The sequence below is a fragment of the Vineibacter terrae genome, assembly GCF_008039615.1.
Classification (GTDB): domain Bacteria; phylum Pseudomonadota; class Alphaproteobacteria; order Reyranellales; family Reyranellaceae; genus Vineibacter; species Vineibacter terrae.
This window is the reverse complement of record NZ_VDUZ01000002.1, coordinates 204,033-219,902: the sequence shown is the minus strand read 5'-3', so window position 1 is coordinate 219,902 and position 15,870 is coordinate 204,033. Positions and strand designations below refer to the sequence as shown.

General features: G+C 69.5%; 13 protein-coding genes and 1 tRNA gene. 6 read left to right on the top strand and 8 right to left on the bottom strand.

What is annotated here, in order from left to right:
• Positions 1–182 precede the first annotated feature (182 nt).
• Entirely contained in the window at positions 183–1,112 is a 930-nt protein-coding gene (locus FHP25_RS02770) for a DMT family transporter (RefSeq protein ID WP_147845360.1), read from the top strand.
• Here the strand turns inward: FHP25_RS02770 and FHP25_RS02765 are convergent, their stop codons facing one another.
• The gene (locus tag FHP25_RS02765) at positions 1,113–2,477 is read right to left on the bottom strand and encodes an MATE family efflux transporter (RefSeq protein ID WP_178133230.1); all 1,365 of its coding nucleotides are present in this window, start codon (positions 2,475–2,477) and stop codon (positions 1,113–1,115) included. It lies immediately after the preceding gene.
• A gap of 191 nt (positions 2,478–2,668) precedes the next feature.
• The gene (locus FHP25_RS02760; protein ID WP_147845358.1) at positions 2,669–3,097 is read right to left on the bottom strand and encodes a VanZ family protein; all 429 of its coding nucleotides are present in this window, start codon (positions 3,095–3,097) and stop codon (positions 2,669–2,671) included.
• A gap of 161 nt (positions 3,098–3,258) precedes the next feature.
• Here FHP25_RS02760 and FHP25_RS02755 point away from each other — a divergent pair, with 161 nt between their 5' ends.
• Positions 3,259–3,753 carry a DUF3617 domain-containing protein gene (locus tag FHP25_RS02755; protein WP_147845357.1) on the top strand — a complete coding sequence of 165 codons (495 nt, stop codon included), beginning with the start codon at positions 3,259–3,261 and terminating at the stop codon, positions 3,751–3,753.
• A 40-nt stretch (positions 3,754–3,793) separates the two neighbouring features.
• Here FHP25_RS02755 and FHP25_RS02750 read toward each other — a convergent pair whose 3' ends face one another.
• The 4 genes from FHP25_RS02750 to FHP25_RS02735 all read right to left on the bottom strand — a co-directional run bounded on the left by FHP25_RS02750 (position 3,794) and on the right by FHP25_RS02735 (position 6,083).
• Entirely contained in the window at positions 3,794–4,747 is a 954-nt protein-coding gene (locus FHP25_RS02750) for a hypothetical protein (protein WP_147845356.1), read from the bottom strand.
• Between the two features lie 78 nt (positions 4,748–4,825).
• A tRNA-Ala gene (locus FHP25_RS02745) sits at positions 4,826–4,901 on the bottom strand.
• Positions 4,902–4,992: 91 nt separating this feature from the next.
• Positions 4,993–5,343 carry a TIGR02300 family protein gene (locus FHP25_RS02740; protein WP_147845355.1) on the bottom strand — a complete coding sequence of 117 codons (351 nt, stop codon included), beginning with the start codon at positions 5,341–5,343 and terminating at the stop codon, positions 4,993–4,995.
• 104 nt (positions 5,344–5,447) lie between these two features.
• On the bottom strand, positions 5,448–6,083 hold the full coding sequence (locus FHP25_RS02735; RefSeq protein WP_147845354.1) for a TetR/AcrR family transcriptional regulator: 636 nt from the start codon (positions 6,081–6,083) through the stop codon (positions 5,448–5,450).
• A 135-nt stretch (positions 6,084–6,218) separates the two neighbouring features.
• On the opposite strand from FHP25_RS02735, the gene FHP25_RS02730 reads away from it, so the two are divergent.
• Both FHP25_RS02730 and FHP25_RS02725 read left to right on the top strand, forming a co-directional pair.
• Complete coding sequence (locus FHP25_RS02730; protein WP_178133229.1) at positions 6,219–7,391, top strand: efflux RND transporter periplasmic adaptor subunit; 1,173 nt, start codon at positions 6,219–6,221, stop codon at positions 7,389–7,391.
• Positions 7,388–10,504 (top strand): efflux RND transporter permease subunit, encoded by a 3,117-nt coding sequence (locus FHP25_RS02725; protein WP_147845352.1) that lies wholly within the window; start codon positions 7,388–7,390, stop codon positions 10,502–10,504. The genes FHP25_RS02730 and FHP25_RS02725 overlap by 4 nt, the downstream gene beginning before the upstream one ends.
• A 110-nt stretch (positions 10,505–10,614) precedes the next feature.
• Here the strand turns inward: FHP25_RS02725 and FHP25_RS02720 are convergent, their stop codons facing one another.
• Entirely contained in the window at positions 10,615–12,075 is a 1,461-nt protein-coding gene (locus tag FHP25_RS02720) for a hypothetical protein (RefSeq protein WP_147845351.1), read from the bottom strand.
• 387 nt (positions 12,076–12,462) lie between these two features.
• Between FHP25_RS02720 and FHP25_RS02715 the strand changes: the two genes are divergently transcribed.
• A complete protein-coding gene (locus FHP25_RS02715; protein WP_147845350.1) occupies positions 12,463–13,407 on the top strand; it encodes a hypothetical protein in 945 nt (314 codons plus the stop codon).
• A gap of 162 nt (positions 13,408–13,569) precedes the next feature.
• Here FHP25_RS02715 and FHP25_RS02710 read toward each other — a convergent pair whose 3' ends face one another.
• Complete coding sequence (locus tag FHP25_RS02710) at positions 13,570–14,796, bottom strand: MFS transporter (RefSeq protein WP_147845349.1); 1,227 nt, start codon at positions 14,794–14,796, stop codon at positions 13,570–13,572.
• 198 nt (positions 14,797–14,994) lie between these two features.
• Between FHP25_RS02710 and FHP25_RS02705 the strand changes: the two genes are divergently transcribed.
• Complete coding sequence (locus FHP25_RS02705) at positions 14,995–15,858, top strand: AraC family transcriptional regulator (RefSeq protein WP_147845348.1); 864 nt, start codon at positions 14,995–14,997, stop codon at positions 15,856–15,858.
• Positions 15,859–15,870 lie beyond the last annotated feature (12 nt).

Sequence of the window (15,870 nt, the reverse complement as noted above, 5' to 3'; positions counted from 1 at the left end):
CCGGGACGACGAAGCGCGCTTGACGGCTTGTGCTGCGCCGACGCACGGTATCGCCGCGATGACCATGGTGGTTTTCCTCGAGCGACTTACGATCGCGGCCTCCTGAGCGGAGGCCGTCGCGGGCGTGACGCCCGCTGTTCGCCCCTCGGGCTGCTCCTGCGCCATCGTTTCCGGAATCTCCGATGTCCTTCATCCGCAATGCGGGCCGCCTGCTGTGGCGCTCGCCCGCCGTGCTGCTGGTCCTGACCGCGCTGTTCTGGTCCGGGAACTTCGTCGTCGGCCGCGCCGTGCACGGTAGCGTGCCGCCGGTGGCGCTCGCCTTCTGGCGCTGGAGCATGGGCTTCGTGATGGTGATCGGCTTCGCCTGGCCACACCTGCGCCGCGACCTGCCGGAGCTCGCCCGGTGCTGGCGCCTCGTCCTGCTGCTGTCGGCGCTGGGCGTCGCGGCCTTCAACACCATGGTCTATATCGGCCTGCAGTCGACGATGGCGATCAATGCCCTGCTGATGCAGTCGGCGATGCCGCTGGTCATCCTGCTGTGCTCGTTCGTGCTGTTCGCCGAGCGCACCGGCGCGCGGCAGCTGCTGGCCGTGCTGGTGTCGCTGGCCGGCGTGCTGGTCATCGCCAGCCGCGGCGCGCCGGCGAGCCTGGCCTCGACCGCCTTCAACGCCGGCGATGCCTGGGTGTTCGGCGCCGTCGTGTCCTATGCGTTCTATTCGGCGCTGCTGCGGCGGCGGCCTGCCGTCCATCCGCTCAGCTTCATCGCCGCGACCTTCGCGCTGGGCGCCCTGATGCTGGTGCCGTTCTATGCCTGGGAGACGGCGTCGGGCGCGCCGATGCGCTGGAGCGGCACGTCGGCCCTGGCGGTGGCCTATGTCGCGCTGTTCCCGTCGCTGCTCGCCTATCTCTGCTTCAACCGCGGCGTCGAGCTGATCGGCGCCAACCGCGCCGGCCAGTTCGTCCACCTGATGCCGGCCTTCGGCACCGGGCTGGCCATCGTCTTCCTCGGCGAGAGCGTCCATGGCTACCACGCCGTCGGCATCGCCCTGATCGCGCTCGGCATCGGCCTTGCGATCGCGCGCCGGGCGCCGCCGGCCCGCGCCCCGGAGTGATCAGCGCGGGCCCCAGGGCCGCAGCCCCAGGGCGCCGGCGATCATCGCGCCGTAGAGCAGGATCGCCAGCCCGACCAGCCAGAACAGGTCCGGCAGGCTGCCGTGCCAGGCGGTGATCAGGAAATAGCCGCCGACGCCGGCGATCAGGGTGCGCACCACGCTGGCGGCCAGCGGCACCATCTGGCGGTTGGCGCCCTGGGCCGCGAAGTTCAGCGACATGCCCAGGCCGAACAGGGCGTAGAACGGCGCGGCGCGCGTCAGGTAGTGCGTCGCCGCCTGCAGCACCGCGGCGTCATGGCTGAACAGCCCGGCCCAGGCCTGCGGCAGCAGCGCCACCGCGATGCCCAGCGTGCCGGTCAGCGCCGCCGCCATCAGGCCGCCGATCCAGGCCACCCGCCGGGCGCGCTGCCACTGGCCGGCGCCGGCCGCGATCCCGACCAGGGTGGTGAGCGCCGAGCCGATGCCGAACGACAGCGGCACCAGGATGAACTCCAGCCGCGCGCCGATGCCGTAGCCGGCGATGGCGGCGTCGCCGAACGGCTTGATCGCGAAGTTCACCAGCATGGTCGTGAGGTTGGCGAGCACGGCCGACAGCGAGGAGATCAGCCCCACCTTCAGGATCGGCCGGAAGGCGGCGCCGGCCAGCCCATGGCCGCCCAGCGTCGGCGTGAAGCCGGCCCGTCCCGACCACAGCCGGCGCGCCAGCAGCGCCGCCGCCAGCAGGCTGCTCACGTTCATCGCCGCGGCCGAGCCGGCCAACCCCATTCCGTGCCAGCCGCCCAGGCCCCAGCCGGCCGGGCCCAGCACCAGCAGGCCGGAGATCGGGATCTGCAGCAGCGAGGCCACCAGCATGTACTTGCCCGGCGTCGCCGCATCGCCGGTGCCGCGCAGGATCGATGCCAGCGCGAACATCGCCCACGGCGCCACGGCACCGGCGAACAGCACCGTGGCGTAGGACACCGCCGCCTCCAGCGTCGCCCCGGTGGCGCCGAAGGCGGCGAACAGCGACGGGCCCAGCCACGACATCGCCGCCGTCCACGCCAGCGCGAAGCTGGTCGCGATCAGCATGGCATGCACGGCCAGCGACGCCGCCCGGGCGCGGTCGCCGGCCCCCAGGGCGCGGGCCACGGCCGAGGCGATGCCGCCGCCGATGCCGCCGGCGGCCATCATCGTCATCAGCATCAGGAACGGGAACACGAGCTGGAAGCCGGCCAGCGCCGATGTGCCCAGTCGGCCGACGAAATACATGTCGGCGATGCTGACGCCGCTCTGTACGAACATGACCGCGGTCGTCGGGCCGGCCAGGCGCAGGATCGTGGGCAGCGGCCGGGCCGCCAGCAGGGGATGGGGCGCGGTGCCGTGCATGGGCAATCCCATTTGGTGTATATGCACACATAAGGGCGGCCCGGCCGCCTGTCCAGCGCCCTTCGGCGTTGCGGTTCCTCAGGGCGATCCGGCGCGCGCCGCGACAAGCGCGCCATGGTCATGTCCTGCGGCGACGTCGGCTTCAGCCTATACGCGTGCAGCGGACGATCGCAAACGGCGGTGGTGCCGCGCTAGCCGGCCGGTCGCTTGCGGTCCTGCATCGGCGCCGGGCTCAGCACCCAGGCCAGCGCACGCCATCCCAGCGGCAGCAGCAGGGCAGCGGCGACGATGCCGGTGGTGCTGGCGGCGAAGTCGATCACCGACGCGCCACGGTCGGGCACGTAGATCTGGCCGATCTCCAGCGCGGCGGCGAAGGGCACCAGCACCAGGACCAGCGCCAGGCGGCTGAGCTTCGACTGATAGGCCAGGCCGATGATGGTCGTGGCCCCGAAATAGGCGATGACGTGCTCGAGCTGCTTGCCGTAGCCCAGCTTGGCGATGTCGGTGCGAACGAGCTCGCGGCCCGGCAATTCCGACAGCAGCACCAGCGCGATTACGCAGCCCCAGGCGGCGAGCTTGAGCAGGGTCGACAGGCGGGCGTGGACGGTCAGGCGACCCATGCGATCGGTCTCTGGCGGGCGGTGCCGTCTTTTACACGATCGTGCGATTATTGGCATGACAAAACGGTTGCTCAATTTCTTCTTTTTGTCGCCACTTTGCTCAAGCCTAACAGGCGTCGGGGCCCGGTGCCGAGCCGCGGCCTGCTTCACAAGGAGTGCCGATGACCCGTATTGTCCTGCTCTCGTCTGTCGCCTGCGTGATGTCGTTGGGGCTGGCGGCGCACGCCGAGGAGCTTCCCACGCGCAAAGCCGGGCTGTGGGAATCGACAGTCACCGGCAGCACCCTGCCGGCGCCGCAGGTCATCAAGCAGTGCATCGACGACAAGACCGACTCGCTGGCCCAGAGCGCGGCCATGGGCGGCGGCAACTGCAAGCAGACGCGCCTGGAGAAGACCTCGGCCGGCTACGAGATCGACGCCGCCTGCCAGATGGGCCAGATGTCGTCGACCGCCAAGTCGGTGATCAGCGGCGACTTCAGCTCCAGGATCACGGCCAAGATCAGCAGCTCGGTGGTGATGGCGCAGGGCCAGCCGCCGGTGACGTCGACCACCACGGTCGAGGCCAGGTATGTCGGCCCGTGCGCGGCCGGCCAGAAGCCCGGCGACATCATCATGCCGGACGGCAAGGTCGTGCGCACGCCCGGCACCACCAAGTAGCCTGCGTTTGCGTTGCCGCCCAGTGTCCGGGCGGCAACGCCTACGGCGCCTGGCGGCCGAAGATCTGGTCGAGGCGCTTGCGCGCGCCGTCGCTCAGGAAGTCGCGGTCCATGCGCATCGGATCGCCGAAGAAGGCCTGCGCCAGCGCCCGGTCCGTCACCACCGTGCCCAGCAGCGACAGCGCCCCGTCGCGATCGAAGATGCCCTCGGCATAGAGCAGGCGCCGGTCGCGCTCGGCCCGGCCCATCACGCGTTCGAAATACTGCATCGCGAGGTTGTCGGCGCGCGGCATCTTTGGGCCGAGCACCAGCACGTGCAGCTGCCGCCACTGCGCGGCGGTCAGCGCGCCGCGCCAGCTTCCGACCACCGCGTGCAGCCCGTCGATCTGCAGGGCGGCGGCGTCATCGCCGTTGGCCAGCACCGGCGCCGCCATGGCCTGCGCGAACGCTGCCAGCGCCGCCTTGTCCGGCCGTCCCGCCGCCAGCGTCGCCTCCATCAGCGCGATCGAGCGGTCGAAGATCTGCTGCTGCCGGCCCAGGCGGTCGGGCGGGAAGCCGACGCCCTCGAGCGTGGCGCGGGCGGCGCGCGCCCGCTCGAGCAGCGCCTGCAGCGGCGCCCGCCACGCCGTCTGCCCGGGCCGGTCCACCCACGGCGCCAGCGTCGACCACAGGCCCAGCGGCAGGTGCGCGACCTCCTTGTAGCGATGGTAGAGCGGCGGCGTGAACGACTCGGTCTGCGCCGGGGCGTCGGCGCGCAGCAGCGTGGCGTCGTCGAACGCCACCACGATCGCCGGCCGCGCCCGCAGCAGCATCTCGCGCTTGCCGTCGGCGTAGTTGGCGCGCGCCTGCTTGTTCAGCGCCATCAGGGCCTGCTGGGGTGCCGGCGCCGGGTCGGCGGCCGCCACCGGTGGCGATTGTGGGCCGGCGGCGCAGCCGGCTGCGGCCAGCGCCGCCAGCAGGGCTGCGATCGTCGGCTTGGTTGCGATGCGGATCATCGTTGCGTTCCCCCCGGAGTGGCCGTTGCCGGCAAATCAAAAGGGCTTAGCGGTCGCCCGCTAAGCCCTTGATTGTTTTGGTGGAGCCAAGGGGAGTCGAACCCCTGACCTCTACAATGCCATTGTAGCGCTCTCCCAACTGAGCTATGGCCCCGAAACTCCTGAACGCGCCCCGTGGGTGGTTCGCGCCGAACGCGGCGGAACATATGGACGCGCCGCGCTCGTGACAAGGCGAAAATGACGTCTCAGGTCTCTTCGTCGTTGCCCTTGTCCTCGATCTCGACCTCGAGCTCGGCATCGTCCTCGGCCAGGTCCTCGGTATCCTCCAGCGCCGCGTCGTCGTCCTCGGCCCCGTCCACGGCGGGCAGGTCGTCGTCGGCGATCGGCACGCCCTCGATCAGGTCCTTCTTCTTGGCGGGGGCCGGGATCTTGCTGGCGGCGGCCGGCGTCGAGCGGCTGCGGCGCGCCTTCACGAAGTCCTCGGGATCGTGCGAGTGGCCGCACTTCGGGCAGATGATCGGATTCTTGGCCAGATCATAGAATCGCGCGCCGCAGCTCTGGCAGCTACGCTTGGTTCCCCAGGCGGCCTTCACCATTCCCAAATCCTCATTGCAACACCGCGGGCAGCGCCTCGGGCGCCTGGCCGGCGCGGAAACCGGGCGTTTGCCATGCCCGGTCCGGCTTGTCAAAAGCCAAATCGCTACGTCCCGCCGCCGGCCGCTGCCGCCAGCACGGGCGGGGCCGGCGCCAGGCTGCCATGCAGGACCAGATCGATGGCGCCCTGCGCCAGCTTGTCGCGCGGCACGTCCGGCGCCCCCATCAGGCCGCCGCGGATCATGCCCAGCAGCAGCGCCGGCAGCACGTCGGGGTCGACGGCCCGGAACTCGCCGCCTTCGATGCCGGCCGCGATCACCGCCCGCAGCGCGTCCTGGATGGTGCGCCGCCGGCCGCGGTATAGCATGCGCCAGCGGTCGGCCAGCTCGGGCTGCTCGCCGGTCAGCACCCGCAGCGACACCATCTGCTGCGCCAGCACGTCGACCAGCCGCGCCAGCATGGCGCCCAGCGCCGCCTGCTGCGAGCGCGCCTGGTGGCGGATGGCCTCGAGGTCGGTCTCCAGGCCGGCCAGGGCATCGCCAAAGACCTGCAGGAACAGCTCCTCCTTGGAGGCGAAATAGCGGTACAGGGTCGGCTTCCCGATACCGGCGGCACGGGCCACGTCATCGACCTGCACGCCGCCGTAGCCCCGGCGTCCGAACAGGTCGGCGGCCGCGCGCAGGATGTCGGCGCGGCGGCGCTGGCGCCACTCGGGCGCATTTTCGCCATGGTCTCGGGGCATTGAAAACAGAACTCCTTGGTTCTAAATATGGAACGGCAGCATGCCGGCTTCAAGCATTTGCCGGCGGACACGATATCGTCGGTAACCTGCATCAGGCGGCATGCGGGACGCTGCGTCCCGCGGGGGCCCATTCGTATGATCAAAGCGCGTTTTCTGGCGGTGGCGGTGCTTCTCGTCGTCGGGGCGGTGGGCGCCTGGGCGTTCCGCGCCGCGGGCCCGCCTCCGTCGCCCGGCGCCGGCCGGCCGGCGGAGGCGGCCAAGCCCGTGTCGGCGACCGACGCCGTGGCGCGGCCGATGCCGGTGCTGATCGATGCCATCGGCCATGTCGAGACGCAGCAGAGCGTCGTGGTGCGCTCGCGCATCGACGGCGTCGTCGCCAAGGTCTGGGTCGAGGACGGCCAGGAGGTCAAGGCCGGCGACAAGCTGGTCACGCTCGATGCCCGCCAGGCGCAGGCCTCGCTGGCGCAGGCCGAGGGCGCCGTGCTGCGCGACAAGGCCCAGCTCGAGAATGCCCGCCGCGACCTCGCCCGCCTCGAGCCGCTGGCGCGCGCCGGCGCGGTGTCCAGGCAGCTGCTCGACCAGGCCGTCGGCAATGTCGCGGCGCTCGAAGGCACGCTGGCGGCCGACCAGGCCCAGGTCGAGAGCTTCAAGGTCCAGCTCACCTACACCGAGATCCGCGCCCCGATCGGCGGCCGCATCGGCACCATCGGCACGCGCCTGGGCACGTCGGTGCGCGCGGCCGACGCCACGGCGGTGGTCACCATCAACCAGCTCGATCCGATCTACGTCAACTACGCCGTGCCGCAGCGCGAGCTGGCGGCGCTGCAGGACGCCATGGCCGTCGGGCCGGTGCCGGTGCGGGTCGTGATCGCCGGCCGTGAGAAGCAGCCCCTCGAGGGCAAGGTCGCCTATATCGACAACACCATCGACACCACCTCGGGCACGCTGTCGGTGCGCGCCACCGTCGCCAATTCAGACCGGCGCCTGTGGCCGGGCCAGTTCGTCAACACCACCACCACGGTGCGGATCGACCAGCAGGCCGTCGTGATCCCTGCCGAGGCGCTGCAGACCGGCCAGAACGGCACCTTCGTCTTCCTGATCAAGCCCGATATGACGGTCACGACGCGCCCGGTCGTGGTCGACCGCGTGCTCGGCGACAGCGCCGTGATCCGCTCCGGGGTCGCCGCCGGCGACAAGGTCGTCACCAGCGGCCAGCTGCGGCTGAGCGAGGGCAGCAAGGTCGAGATCCGGCCGCCGGCGGCGCCGGCCAACACCGCGCCCGGGGCCAAGCCGGAGAAGCCGTCATGAACCTGCCGCAGCTGTGCATCCGACGGCCCGTCATGACGACGCTGCTGATGCTGTCGTTCATCGTCGGCGGCCTGTTCGGCTACGCCCAGCTGCCGGTGGCGGCCCTGCCGCGGGTCGACTTCCCGACCATCTCGGTGACCGCCTCGCTGCCCGGCGCCAGCCCGGAGACCATGGCCTCGTCGGTGGCGACGCCGCTGGAGCGCCAGTTCGCGACCATCCCCAACGTCAACTCGATCATCTCGATCAACGGTCAGGGCACGACGCAGATCACCCTGCAGTTCGACCTCGACCGCAACATCGACGGCGCGGCGCTGGACGTGCAGTCGGCGATCTCGACCGCGGCCCGCCTGCTGCCCGACGAGATGACGACGCCGCCCAGCTTCCGCAAGGTCAACCCGGCCGACTCCCCGGTGCTGTTGCTGGCGCTGAGCTCCAGCACGCTGCCGCTGTCGACGCTGAACGAGTATGCCGAGACCCTGCTGTCGCCCAGCCTGTCGACCCTGGGCGGCGTGGCGCAGGTCTCGATCTACGGCGCCCAGAAATATGCCGTGCGCATCCAGGTCGACCCGCGCGCGCTCGCCTCCACCGGCATCGGCGTCGACCAGATCCAGACCGCGGTCGCGGCCGCCAATTCCAACGTCCCGGTCGGCGTCATCGACGGCAGCCGCCAGAGCGTCACCCTGCAGGCCTCGGCGCAGCTCGAGCGCGCCGCCGCCTACCGGTCGCTGGTGGTGGCCTACCGCAACGGCAACCCGGTGCGCCTGGGCGAGATCGCCACGGTGGTAGACAGCGTCGAGAACGACAAGATCGCGAGCTGGATGAACGGCACCCGGGCCATCGTGCTGGCCATCCAGCGCCAGCCCGACGCCAACACGGTGGCCGTGGTCGATTCGGTCAAGGCGATGCTGCCGACTTTCCGCAGCCAGCTGCCGGCCGCCATCGACGTGCGCGCCATCATCGACCGCTCGCAGTCGATCCGCGAGTCGGTGCACGACGTCGAGTTCACCCTGCTGCTGACCATCTGCCTGGTCGTGCTGGTGATCTTCCTGTTCCTGCGCAACCTGCGGGCCACGCTCATTCCGGCGATGGCGCTGCCGGTGTCGCTGATCGGCACCTTCGGCGGCATGTACCTGATGGGCTACAGCATCGACAACCTGTCGCTGCTGGCGATCACCTTGTCGGTCGGCTTCGTGGTCGACGACGCCATCGTGATGCTCGAGAACATCGTGCGCCACGTCGAGGGCGGCATGCGGCCGTACGAGGCGGCGCTGAAAGGCTCGCGCGAGATCGCCTTCACCATCCTGTCGATCACGCTGTCGCTGGTCGCCGTGTTCATCCCGGTGCTGTTCATGGGCGGTATCGTCGGCCGGCTGTTCAACCAGTTCGCCGTCACCATCAGCATGGCCATCCTGATCTCGGCCTTCGTGTCGCTGACGCTGACGCCGATGCTGTGCAGCCGCATGCTGAAGCACGTCGATCATTCGGCGCCGCAGGGCCGGCTGATGCGCTGGTCGGAATCGGTGTTCGACGGCATGCTGGCGGTCTACGAGCACAGCCTGAAATGGGCCCTGGCGCGGCGGCGCTTCATGCTCGGCGTCACGGTGATGACGCTGATCACCTCGGTCGTGCTGTTCCAGACCATCCCCAAGGGCTTCTTCCCGACGGAAGACACCGGCATGATCCTGGCCATCACCGAAGGCCCCCAGGACGTCTCCTTCCGGGGCCTGTCGCGCGAGCAGGCGCGCGTGGCGGAGATCGTGCTCGCCGATCCGGCGGTCGACGTCGTCAACTCGACGGTCGGCGTCGGCGGCCCCAACACCGCCACCAATGCCGGCCGCATGTTCGTGGGCCTCAAGCCTCTGGCCGTGCGCAAGGTCTCGGCGCAGGAGGTGATCCGCCGCCTGCGCCCGAAGCTGGCGGCGCTCACCGGCATCAACGTCTTCCTGCAGCCGATCCAGAACATCAATGTCGGCGGCCGCCTGTCGAAGGGGCTGTACCAGTACACCCTGCAGGGCACGCAGTTCCCCGAGGTCGAGCGCGCCGCGCCGCTGGTCGAGGCCAAGCTCGGCACGCTGCCGCAGCTGCAGGACGTCACCAGCGACCTGCAGGTGCGCAGCCCGCAGGCCGTGGTCGAGGTCGACCGCGACCGCGCCGCCACGCTCAACGTCACCGCCGACGCGGTGCGCAACACGCTCTACTCGGCGTTCGGGGCGCGCCAGATCTCGACCATCTACACGCCCAGCAACAACTACGAGGTGATCCTCGAGGTCGACCCGCGGTTCAAGGGCGACGTCGCCGCCCTGGGCTCGCTCTACGTGCCCACCACCACGGGCTCGACCGTGCCCCTGGATGCGGTGGCCACCGTCAGCCGCAAGGCCGGGCCGCTCAACGTCAACCACCAGTCGGCGCTGCCGGCGGTCACCATCTCGTTCAACCTGGCGCCGGGCGTCGCGCTGGGGCAGGCGGTGGCGGCGATCCAGGGCGCCGAGCGCGAGCTCAACCTGCCGGCCACCATCACCACCAGCTTCCGCGGCACCGCCCAGGTGTTCCAGGATTCGCTCAAGGGCCAGGCGCTGCTGCTGCTGGCGGCCGTGTTCGTGATCTATGTCGTGCTGGGCATCCTCTACGAGAGCTTCATCCACCCGCTCACGATCCTGTCCGGCCTGCCCTCGGCCGGCATCGGCGCCCTGCTGACCCTGATGCTGGTGCGCATGGACCTCAGCGTCATCGCCATCATCGGCGCCGTGATGCTGATCGGCATCGTCAAGAAGAACGCGATCATGATGATCGACTTCGCGATCGAGCGCCGCAGCCAGGGCAACGTCACGGCCGACGACGCGATCTACGAGGCCTGCGTGCTGCGGTTCCGGCCGATCATGATGACCACCATGGCCGCGATCATGGGCGCCGTGCCGATCGCGCTCGGCATGGGCGCCGGCGCCGAGCTGCGCCAGCCCCTGGGCGTCGTCGTGGTCGGCGGCCTGATCGTATCGCAGCTGCTGACGCTCTACATCACGCCGGTGATCTACCTCTACCTCGACCGGCTGCAGACGCGCTGGGGCCACGGCCGCGAGGCGGTCGGCCACGATGCGGCACCGCACGCGGCTGAATGATCTCTCGCTGAGCCTGTCATCCCGAGCGCAGCGAGGGATCTCCCGCGAGTGGAGTCTCGATCTTCAGGAGATCCCTCGCTGCGCTCGGGATGACAGTCCAATGAGTCTCCCTACGAATACGGGATGGCCTGCGGCGCGAAGATCTCGATGGTGCCGCCGCCGGGGCCGGCGCCCGATGTCGCCGTGAGCTTCGTCGGCGTGCCTGACGAGTTGACCTGCAGGTCGCACTTTGCGGACAGCCCGTCGACGTTGAAGCCGATGCCGTTGGTGATGCAGGTCAGCTTGTTGAGGTAGGCGCCGGCGGACGGCACGAGCTGGATCTGGATGCCGGTGCCGGCCGGGATCTTGGCGTTCAGGTGGTCGAGGCAGATCTCCAGGCCGAACTTGATGCCGTCGATCGTGAAGATCGATCCGCCCATGCGCTCGTCGTTGAACTTGCTGGACGTGCCGCCGCCGACATCGCGCGACCCCGGCACGGGCAGGGCCTTCACCACGCCGCCCTTGAGCTCGATACGGCGGTCGTCGTCCCAGTCCTTGAGGATGGCGACGCCGTCGTAGCCGGTCTTCTTCTTGCCTTCCTTGAGCATCTGCGGGCTGGCGTGGCGCCGGAAGTCGATATGGGAGACGTACTCCTTCTCGATGACATAGCTGTTCTTGAAGTCGCTCTCGCCGCCTTTCTGGATGAGCGCCACGTTGTCGATCCGGGCGCCCAGCCTGCCCTCGGCCACGCTGCCGGGCGGGCAGCCGGTGCATTCGAACGTCTTCGGCCCGGTGCGCACGAACGACTTGGCACCCATCTTGCCGCAGCTCTTGCAGAACAGCCGGTCGTCGAACGAGGCGCCGATCACCGTGCCGAACACGAACAGCCAGTCCTTGAACCTGGCGTCGCTGGTGTGCGTCCGCAGGTTGGTGAAGATGTCGGATACGCGCGATATGTCGTAGGCGCCGTTCAGGCCGCGGAAGAAGAATTCCGGCGCCATGAAGATCTTCAAGGTCTTGGCGTCGTTCTTGTCGGCCCCGTGGGCTGCCTGGTACTGGGTGTGGGCATCGTCGATCGCCTGGCGCAGCGCGGCGCACCGCGCCAGGCTGTCGGCCGCGTCGGTCGAGGCGCCGGCATATTCGACCAGGCCGTTGTACTCATACTTCGCGCCCGTCCATGTCGCCTTGAAGCGATGCGCGTCGAACTTGCCGGTCGTCACGCCGTAGCCGATGCAGCTGACATAGTCGTACTTGTGCCCGGAGACGGTCATCTCGGCCTGCGTGCGCGCCGCCGCCTCGAGGTCGGCCAGCGGCCTGGGCAGAGGGGCGGACGCATAGGCGCGCTTCCACGCCGCCTGGAAGTCCTTGATCCGCTCGACGATGGACATCGCGACGTTGCGCTTGGCCATGGGCAAGAACGCCTGGTCGTGGAGCTTGACCTCCTCGTTGATCTTCAGCAGGGCGCCGGTGAGGGCTGACGACCAGCCCTTGCCGATGCCGCGGATCTGCTCCAGCCAGACGCCGTAGCGCGGGATCTCGGCGTTGGCAGGTGTCCGGGAGACCGGCTTGAGGGTCGACAATGGCCCCGACATGACGCCACCTCGCAACAGAGGAATTATTCAAATAAACGGCAACCTTGTCGCTCGATAATGCGGCGATGGGTCAGCAACCGGCAGTTAAAAATTCTTAAAATCCGCGGTGAGGCCGGTGCGCTTCGATGACCTGCGATGCTCGCGCATCTTCACTGTCATCCTCGCTGCAGCGCCAGATATTTGCGTGGCTGCGGCATCCATGTTTCGCCTTGATTTGTGAGCAAATCTTCACTTATTTTACCACGACGCGACCGCGCCCCACAGGATCGATCCGGTGACAGGTCCTGGGGCGTCGGCGTGTCAGCAGGAGGCATGGTGTCCGGCGTACCTTTGATTTGCTACGATCTGCCCACGGTCAGCCGCTTTTTCCGATCGGTCGCGTTGTCGATGGCGTTCCAGCGTCACACCTCGATCGAGTGGGTGCCATATCGCGATAGCGCCGTGCTCAACGCGATCTATGGCGTGCTGTTCTGGAAGGAAGGCCCCGGCACCGCCGAGGTGAGGCAGGGCAGCGGCGCGAAGATCATGCAAACCACCGACGAGCTGCACGAACGCTTTCTCGCAGCCTGGGTGGACAAGCTGTTCCAGGGTGGCCCGACGGCGGGCAACACCTACGTGACCGAGATGGCGGGGCTGCGCGAGTACGCGCGCCAGGCGGTCAGCGACGTCTTTCGTGAGGCGCAGCAGATCAACGCCGCGGTCATCAACCAGACCCAGGATGCCATCGTCACGCTGGCGCGCATCAAGCTTGCCTCCACGGTGGGCGTGGCGGTGATCGGCGGCGCGGCGGGCGTGGCCTTTGCCCTGGGCGCCGCTGGAGGCGCCGCGGCGGGCGGCGTGACCGTGCTCGGCCTGCAGGCCGGCACGTCGGCGGCCGGCTTCGGTCTTGCAGGGCTGGGCTACTCGGCCACCAGCAACATCATCAAGACCTGGGAGCAGGGTCCTGTCGCCAAGGTGGCGGCGGTCAGCGTCGATGTCGGCAAGTATGCCGCCAGCGAGGCCGGCGGCCATCTCGCCGGCAAGGCGGTGGAGAAGGCGGTCACGCAGCAGGGGCGCTCAGCCCAGATCATCAAGTCAGCCGAAGGCCAGGTGCGCAAGTATTCCGAGAAGCTGGCGCAGGAAAGCCTGCGCCGGGCCCAGGCGCGCAAGGCCACCAACATCGTCCGGGGCTCGCAGCAGCAGATCGCGCGGGCAAGCGCCAATCTGGCCAAGGCCGGCACGGCGGCCAGGCTGGCGCGCGGCGCCGGCGCCGGCATTCCCGTGCTCTTCGCCGCCTGGGACATCATCGACGCCTGGGGCGACTATCAGGACACGATGAAGACGGTGCGTTGACACCGACTATCGGAGGAAGGTGAGTCACGACTGTCATTCCGAGCGCAGCGAGGAATCTCCTGCTGATGGCGCACCGTGCGTCCTACGCGGGAGATCCCTCGCTGCGCTCGGGATGACAGGAGGGCTTACGTGATCCTTCAGCTGGAGGCCGCGACTCTTGCCTCACGTCCGGGCGGCGCTGCGGCGCGATGCGGCACCGCCGACCAGCGCCGCGACGGCGAGCGCGAGCGGGCCGAACGACACCCACAGCACCGTGTCCCAGCCATAGGCCGTCAGCAGGCCACCCGAGGCGAATGAGCCGAGCGCCATCGTCCCGAACACGACGAAGTCGTTGAGCGATTGAACCCGCGTCCGTTCCTCCGGCCGGTGGCATTCCAGCACCAGCGACGAGGCGCCGACGAAGCTGAAGTTCCAGCCGAGGCCCAGCAGGATCAGGCTCCACCAGAAATGTGCCACATCCTGGCCGAGCAGCCCGGCGAAGGCGGCGACGCCGGTCAGCGCCAGGCCGGCGGCCACCACGCGCGGGGCGCCGAAACGGGTGATCAGGCGGCCGGTGAAGAAGCTCGGCGCGTACATCGCGATGACGTGCCATTGCAGGCCGAGATTGGCCGCCTCCTGCGACAGCCCGCACAGCCGCATCGCCAGCGGCGCGGCGGTCATCAGGAAGTTCATGAGCAGGTAGGAGACGACGCCGCAGATCACCGCGATGACGAAGCGCGGCTGGCGCGCGATGACGGCAAGCGGCCGCCCGCCGTCGATCTCCTCAGCCGTCGGCATCGGCAGCCGCACGCCGATCAGGATGAGAGCGCAGAGCGCTGCCACGCCCGCCTGCGCCAGGAAGGTGGCGGCGAAGAGGTGCGGCAGCCACAGGTCCATGGTGTGCGTCACGAGCTGCGGGCCGATGACGCCGGCGAAGACGCCGCCCGCCATGACGAGCGAAAGAGCGCGCGGGCGCTTCGCGGCCGGGACGCAATCCGCCGCCGCGAAGCGGAAGGACAGCACCACCGCGGCATAGGCGCCGCCGAAGAAGGTCGCCGCGCAGAACAGCCAGAAGGACCCGAGCACCACCGCGAGCGCCGCGAGCAGCCCGACCAGCACCCCGCACCCCGTCCCGGCCAGGAAGGCGGCGCGGCGCCCGTGGCGCCGTGCGATGGCGCCGGCCGGCAGCGTGCAGGCCGCCATCCCCACCACGAAGATGGAGATGGGCAGGGTCGCCAGCGCCTTGTCGGGCGCCAGCGTGTTGCCGACGATGGCGCCCGTGGCATAGACGACCGTCGAATTCGCGCCGGCCAGCGCCTGGGCGATGGCCAGCCTGGCGACGTTCCCCGCGGCGTATTGCGGCTGCGCTGCGAAGGCGGGTGCAGCCGGGGCGGTTTCTGCTTGGGACATGATGCTCGTTCTCAGGCAGTGGGCTGGCGAGCCAGCCCATGGAGGGGTCCTCGTGCTGGCATGGTGGTCGGTGGTGCCCGATCAGGCAGGTGCGGGACCGGCACGACTGATCAGCCACGTCATATCGGCTTCCCGTATGGCCGTCTTTCGACGAACAGACAGATTATGTAGAACAAAAGACAAAGGAGGCATGGACCCATGCGATGGGAGACGATCGCCGCGCCGCCCGGGCTGATGCCGCCCCGCCCGATGACCGTGCGGGCGCAATCGATCCCGGCGCGCCATCATTTTCCGGAGCACGCGCATGCCTGGCACCAGATGGTCTACGCGATCTCGGGGGTGCTGACGGTGGCCGTTGAAGGCCAGTCCCTGGTGATCTCGTCAGAGCAGGCCGTGTGGCTGCCCACGGGCCTGCGGCACCGTGTCGGGTCGCTGCTCGGCGCGGAATTCCGCAGCCTGTGGATCGCCGACGAGGCCGGCAAGGGCCTTCCCGCGAGCCCGACCGTGTTCGGCGTCTCGCCGCTGCTGCGGGCCCTCGTCGTCGAGGCGGTCGCGATCGAGGGCCAGGAGGATCATGACGGCTACACCGCCCGTGTGACGGACCTGATCCTCGACCAGCTGCGGCGCGCGCCGCCGCTGGCCGGGGCGCTGCCCTGGCCGCGCAGCGGCGCGCTCGGCAGGCTTTGTGAGGCTCTCTACATGGATCCGGCCGACCCGCGCGGCCCGCAGGCATGGGGCCGGGAGCTTGGCATGTCGGGACGGACCCTGGCGCGCCGCTTCGAGGCGGAGCTGGGCATGAGCCTCCGCTCCTGGCGACGGCGGCTGCGGCTGTTCAAGTCGATCGAGCTGATGGGCGGCGGCCTGAGCGTGACGCAAACGGCGATGGAGCTCGGCTACGGCTCGACATCGGCCTTCGTCTACGCGTTCCGCAGCGACATGGGGGCCAGCCCCCAGGCCTACATTCGCGGCAATGCGGCGGACCGGCCGCGTCGCGCACAGTCCGCGCTCGCGCGCCCTGAGACACCACGGTCCATGGCGGCGGTGGATGAATCCGGGTACTAACGGCGCGCGTTT

Bases quoted from the DNA above. Each gene is read 5' to 3' on its own strand.
- FHP25_RS02770 (WP_147845360.1), top strand. From the start codon at position 183: ATGTCCTTCATCCGCAATGCGGGCCGCCTGCTGTGGCGCTCGCCCGCC.
- FHP25_RS02765 (WP_178133230.1), bottom strand. From the start codon at position 2,477: ATGCACGGCACCGCGCCCCATCCCCTGCTGGCGGCCCGGCCGCTGCCC.
- FHP25_RS02760 (WP_147845358.1), bottom strand. From the start codon at position 3,097: ATGGGTCGCCTGACCGTCCACGCCCGCCTGTCGACCCTGCTCAAGCTC.
- FHP25_RS02755 (WP_147845357.1), top strand. From the start codon at position 3,259: ATGACCCGTATTGTCCTGCTCTCGTCTGTCGCCTGCGTGATGTCGTTG.
- FHP25_RS02750 (WP_147845356.1), bottom strand. From the start codon at position 4,747: ATGATCCGCATCGCAACCAAGCCGACGATCGCAGCCCTGCTGGCGGCG.
- FHP25_RS02740 (WP_147845355.1), bottom strand. From the start codon at position 5,343: ATGGTGAAGGCCGCCTGGGGAACCAAGCGTAGCTGCCAGAGCTGCGGC.
- FHP25_RS02735 (WP_147845354.1), bottom strand. From the start codon at position 6,083: ATGCCCCGAGACCATGGCGAAAATGCGCCCGAGTGGCGCCAGCGCCGC.
- FHP25_RS02730 (WP_178133229.1), top strand. From the start codon at position 6,219: ATGATCAAAGCGCGTTTTCTGGCGGTGGCGGTGCTTCTCGTCGTCGGG.
- FHP25_RS02725 (WP_147845352.1), top strand. From the start codon at position 7,388: ATGAACCTGCCGCAGCTGTGCATCCGACGGCCCGTCATGACGACGCTG.
- FHP25_RS02720 (WP_147845351.1), bottom strand. From the start codon at position 12,075: ATGTCGGGGCCATTGTCGACCCTCAAGCCGGTCTCCCGGACACCTGCC.
- FHP25_RS02715 (WP_147845350.1), top strand. From the start codon at position 12,463: ATGGCGTTCCAGCGTCACACCTCGATCGAGTGGGTGCCATATCGCGAT.
- FHP25_RS02710 (WP_147845349.1), bottom strand. From the start codon at position 14,796: ATGTCCCAAGCAGAAACCGCCCCGGCTGCACCCGCCTTCGCAGCGCAG.
- FHP25_RS02705 (WP_147845348.1), top strand. From the start codon at position 14,995: ATGCGATGGGAGACGATCGCCGCGCCGCCCGGGCTGATGCCGCCCCGC.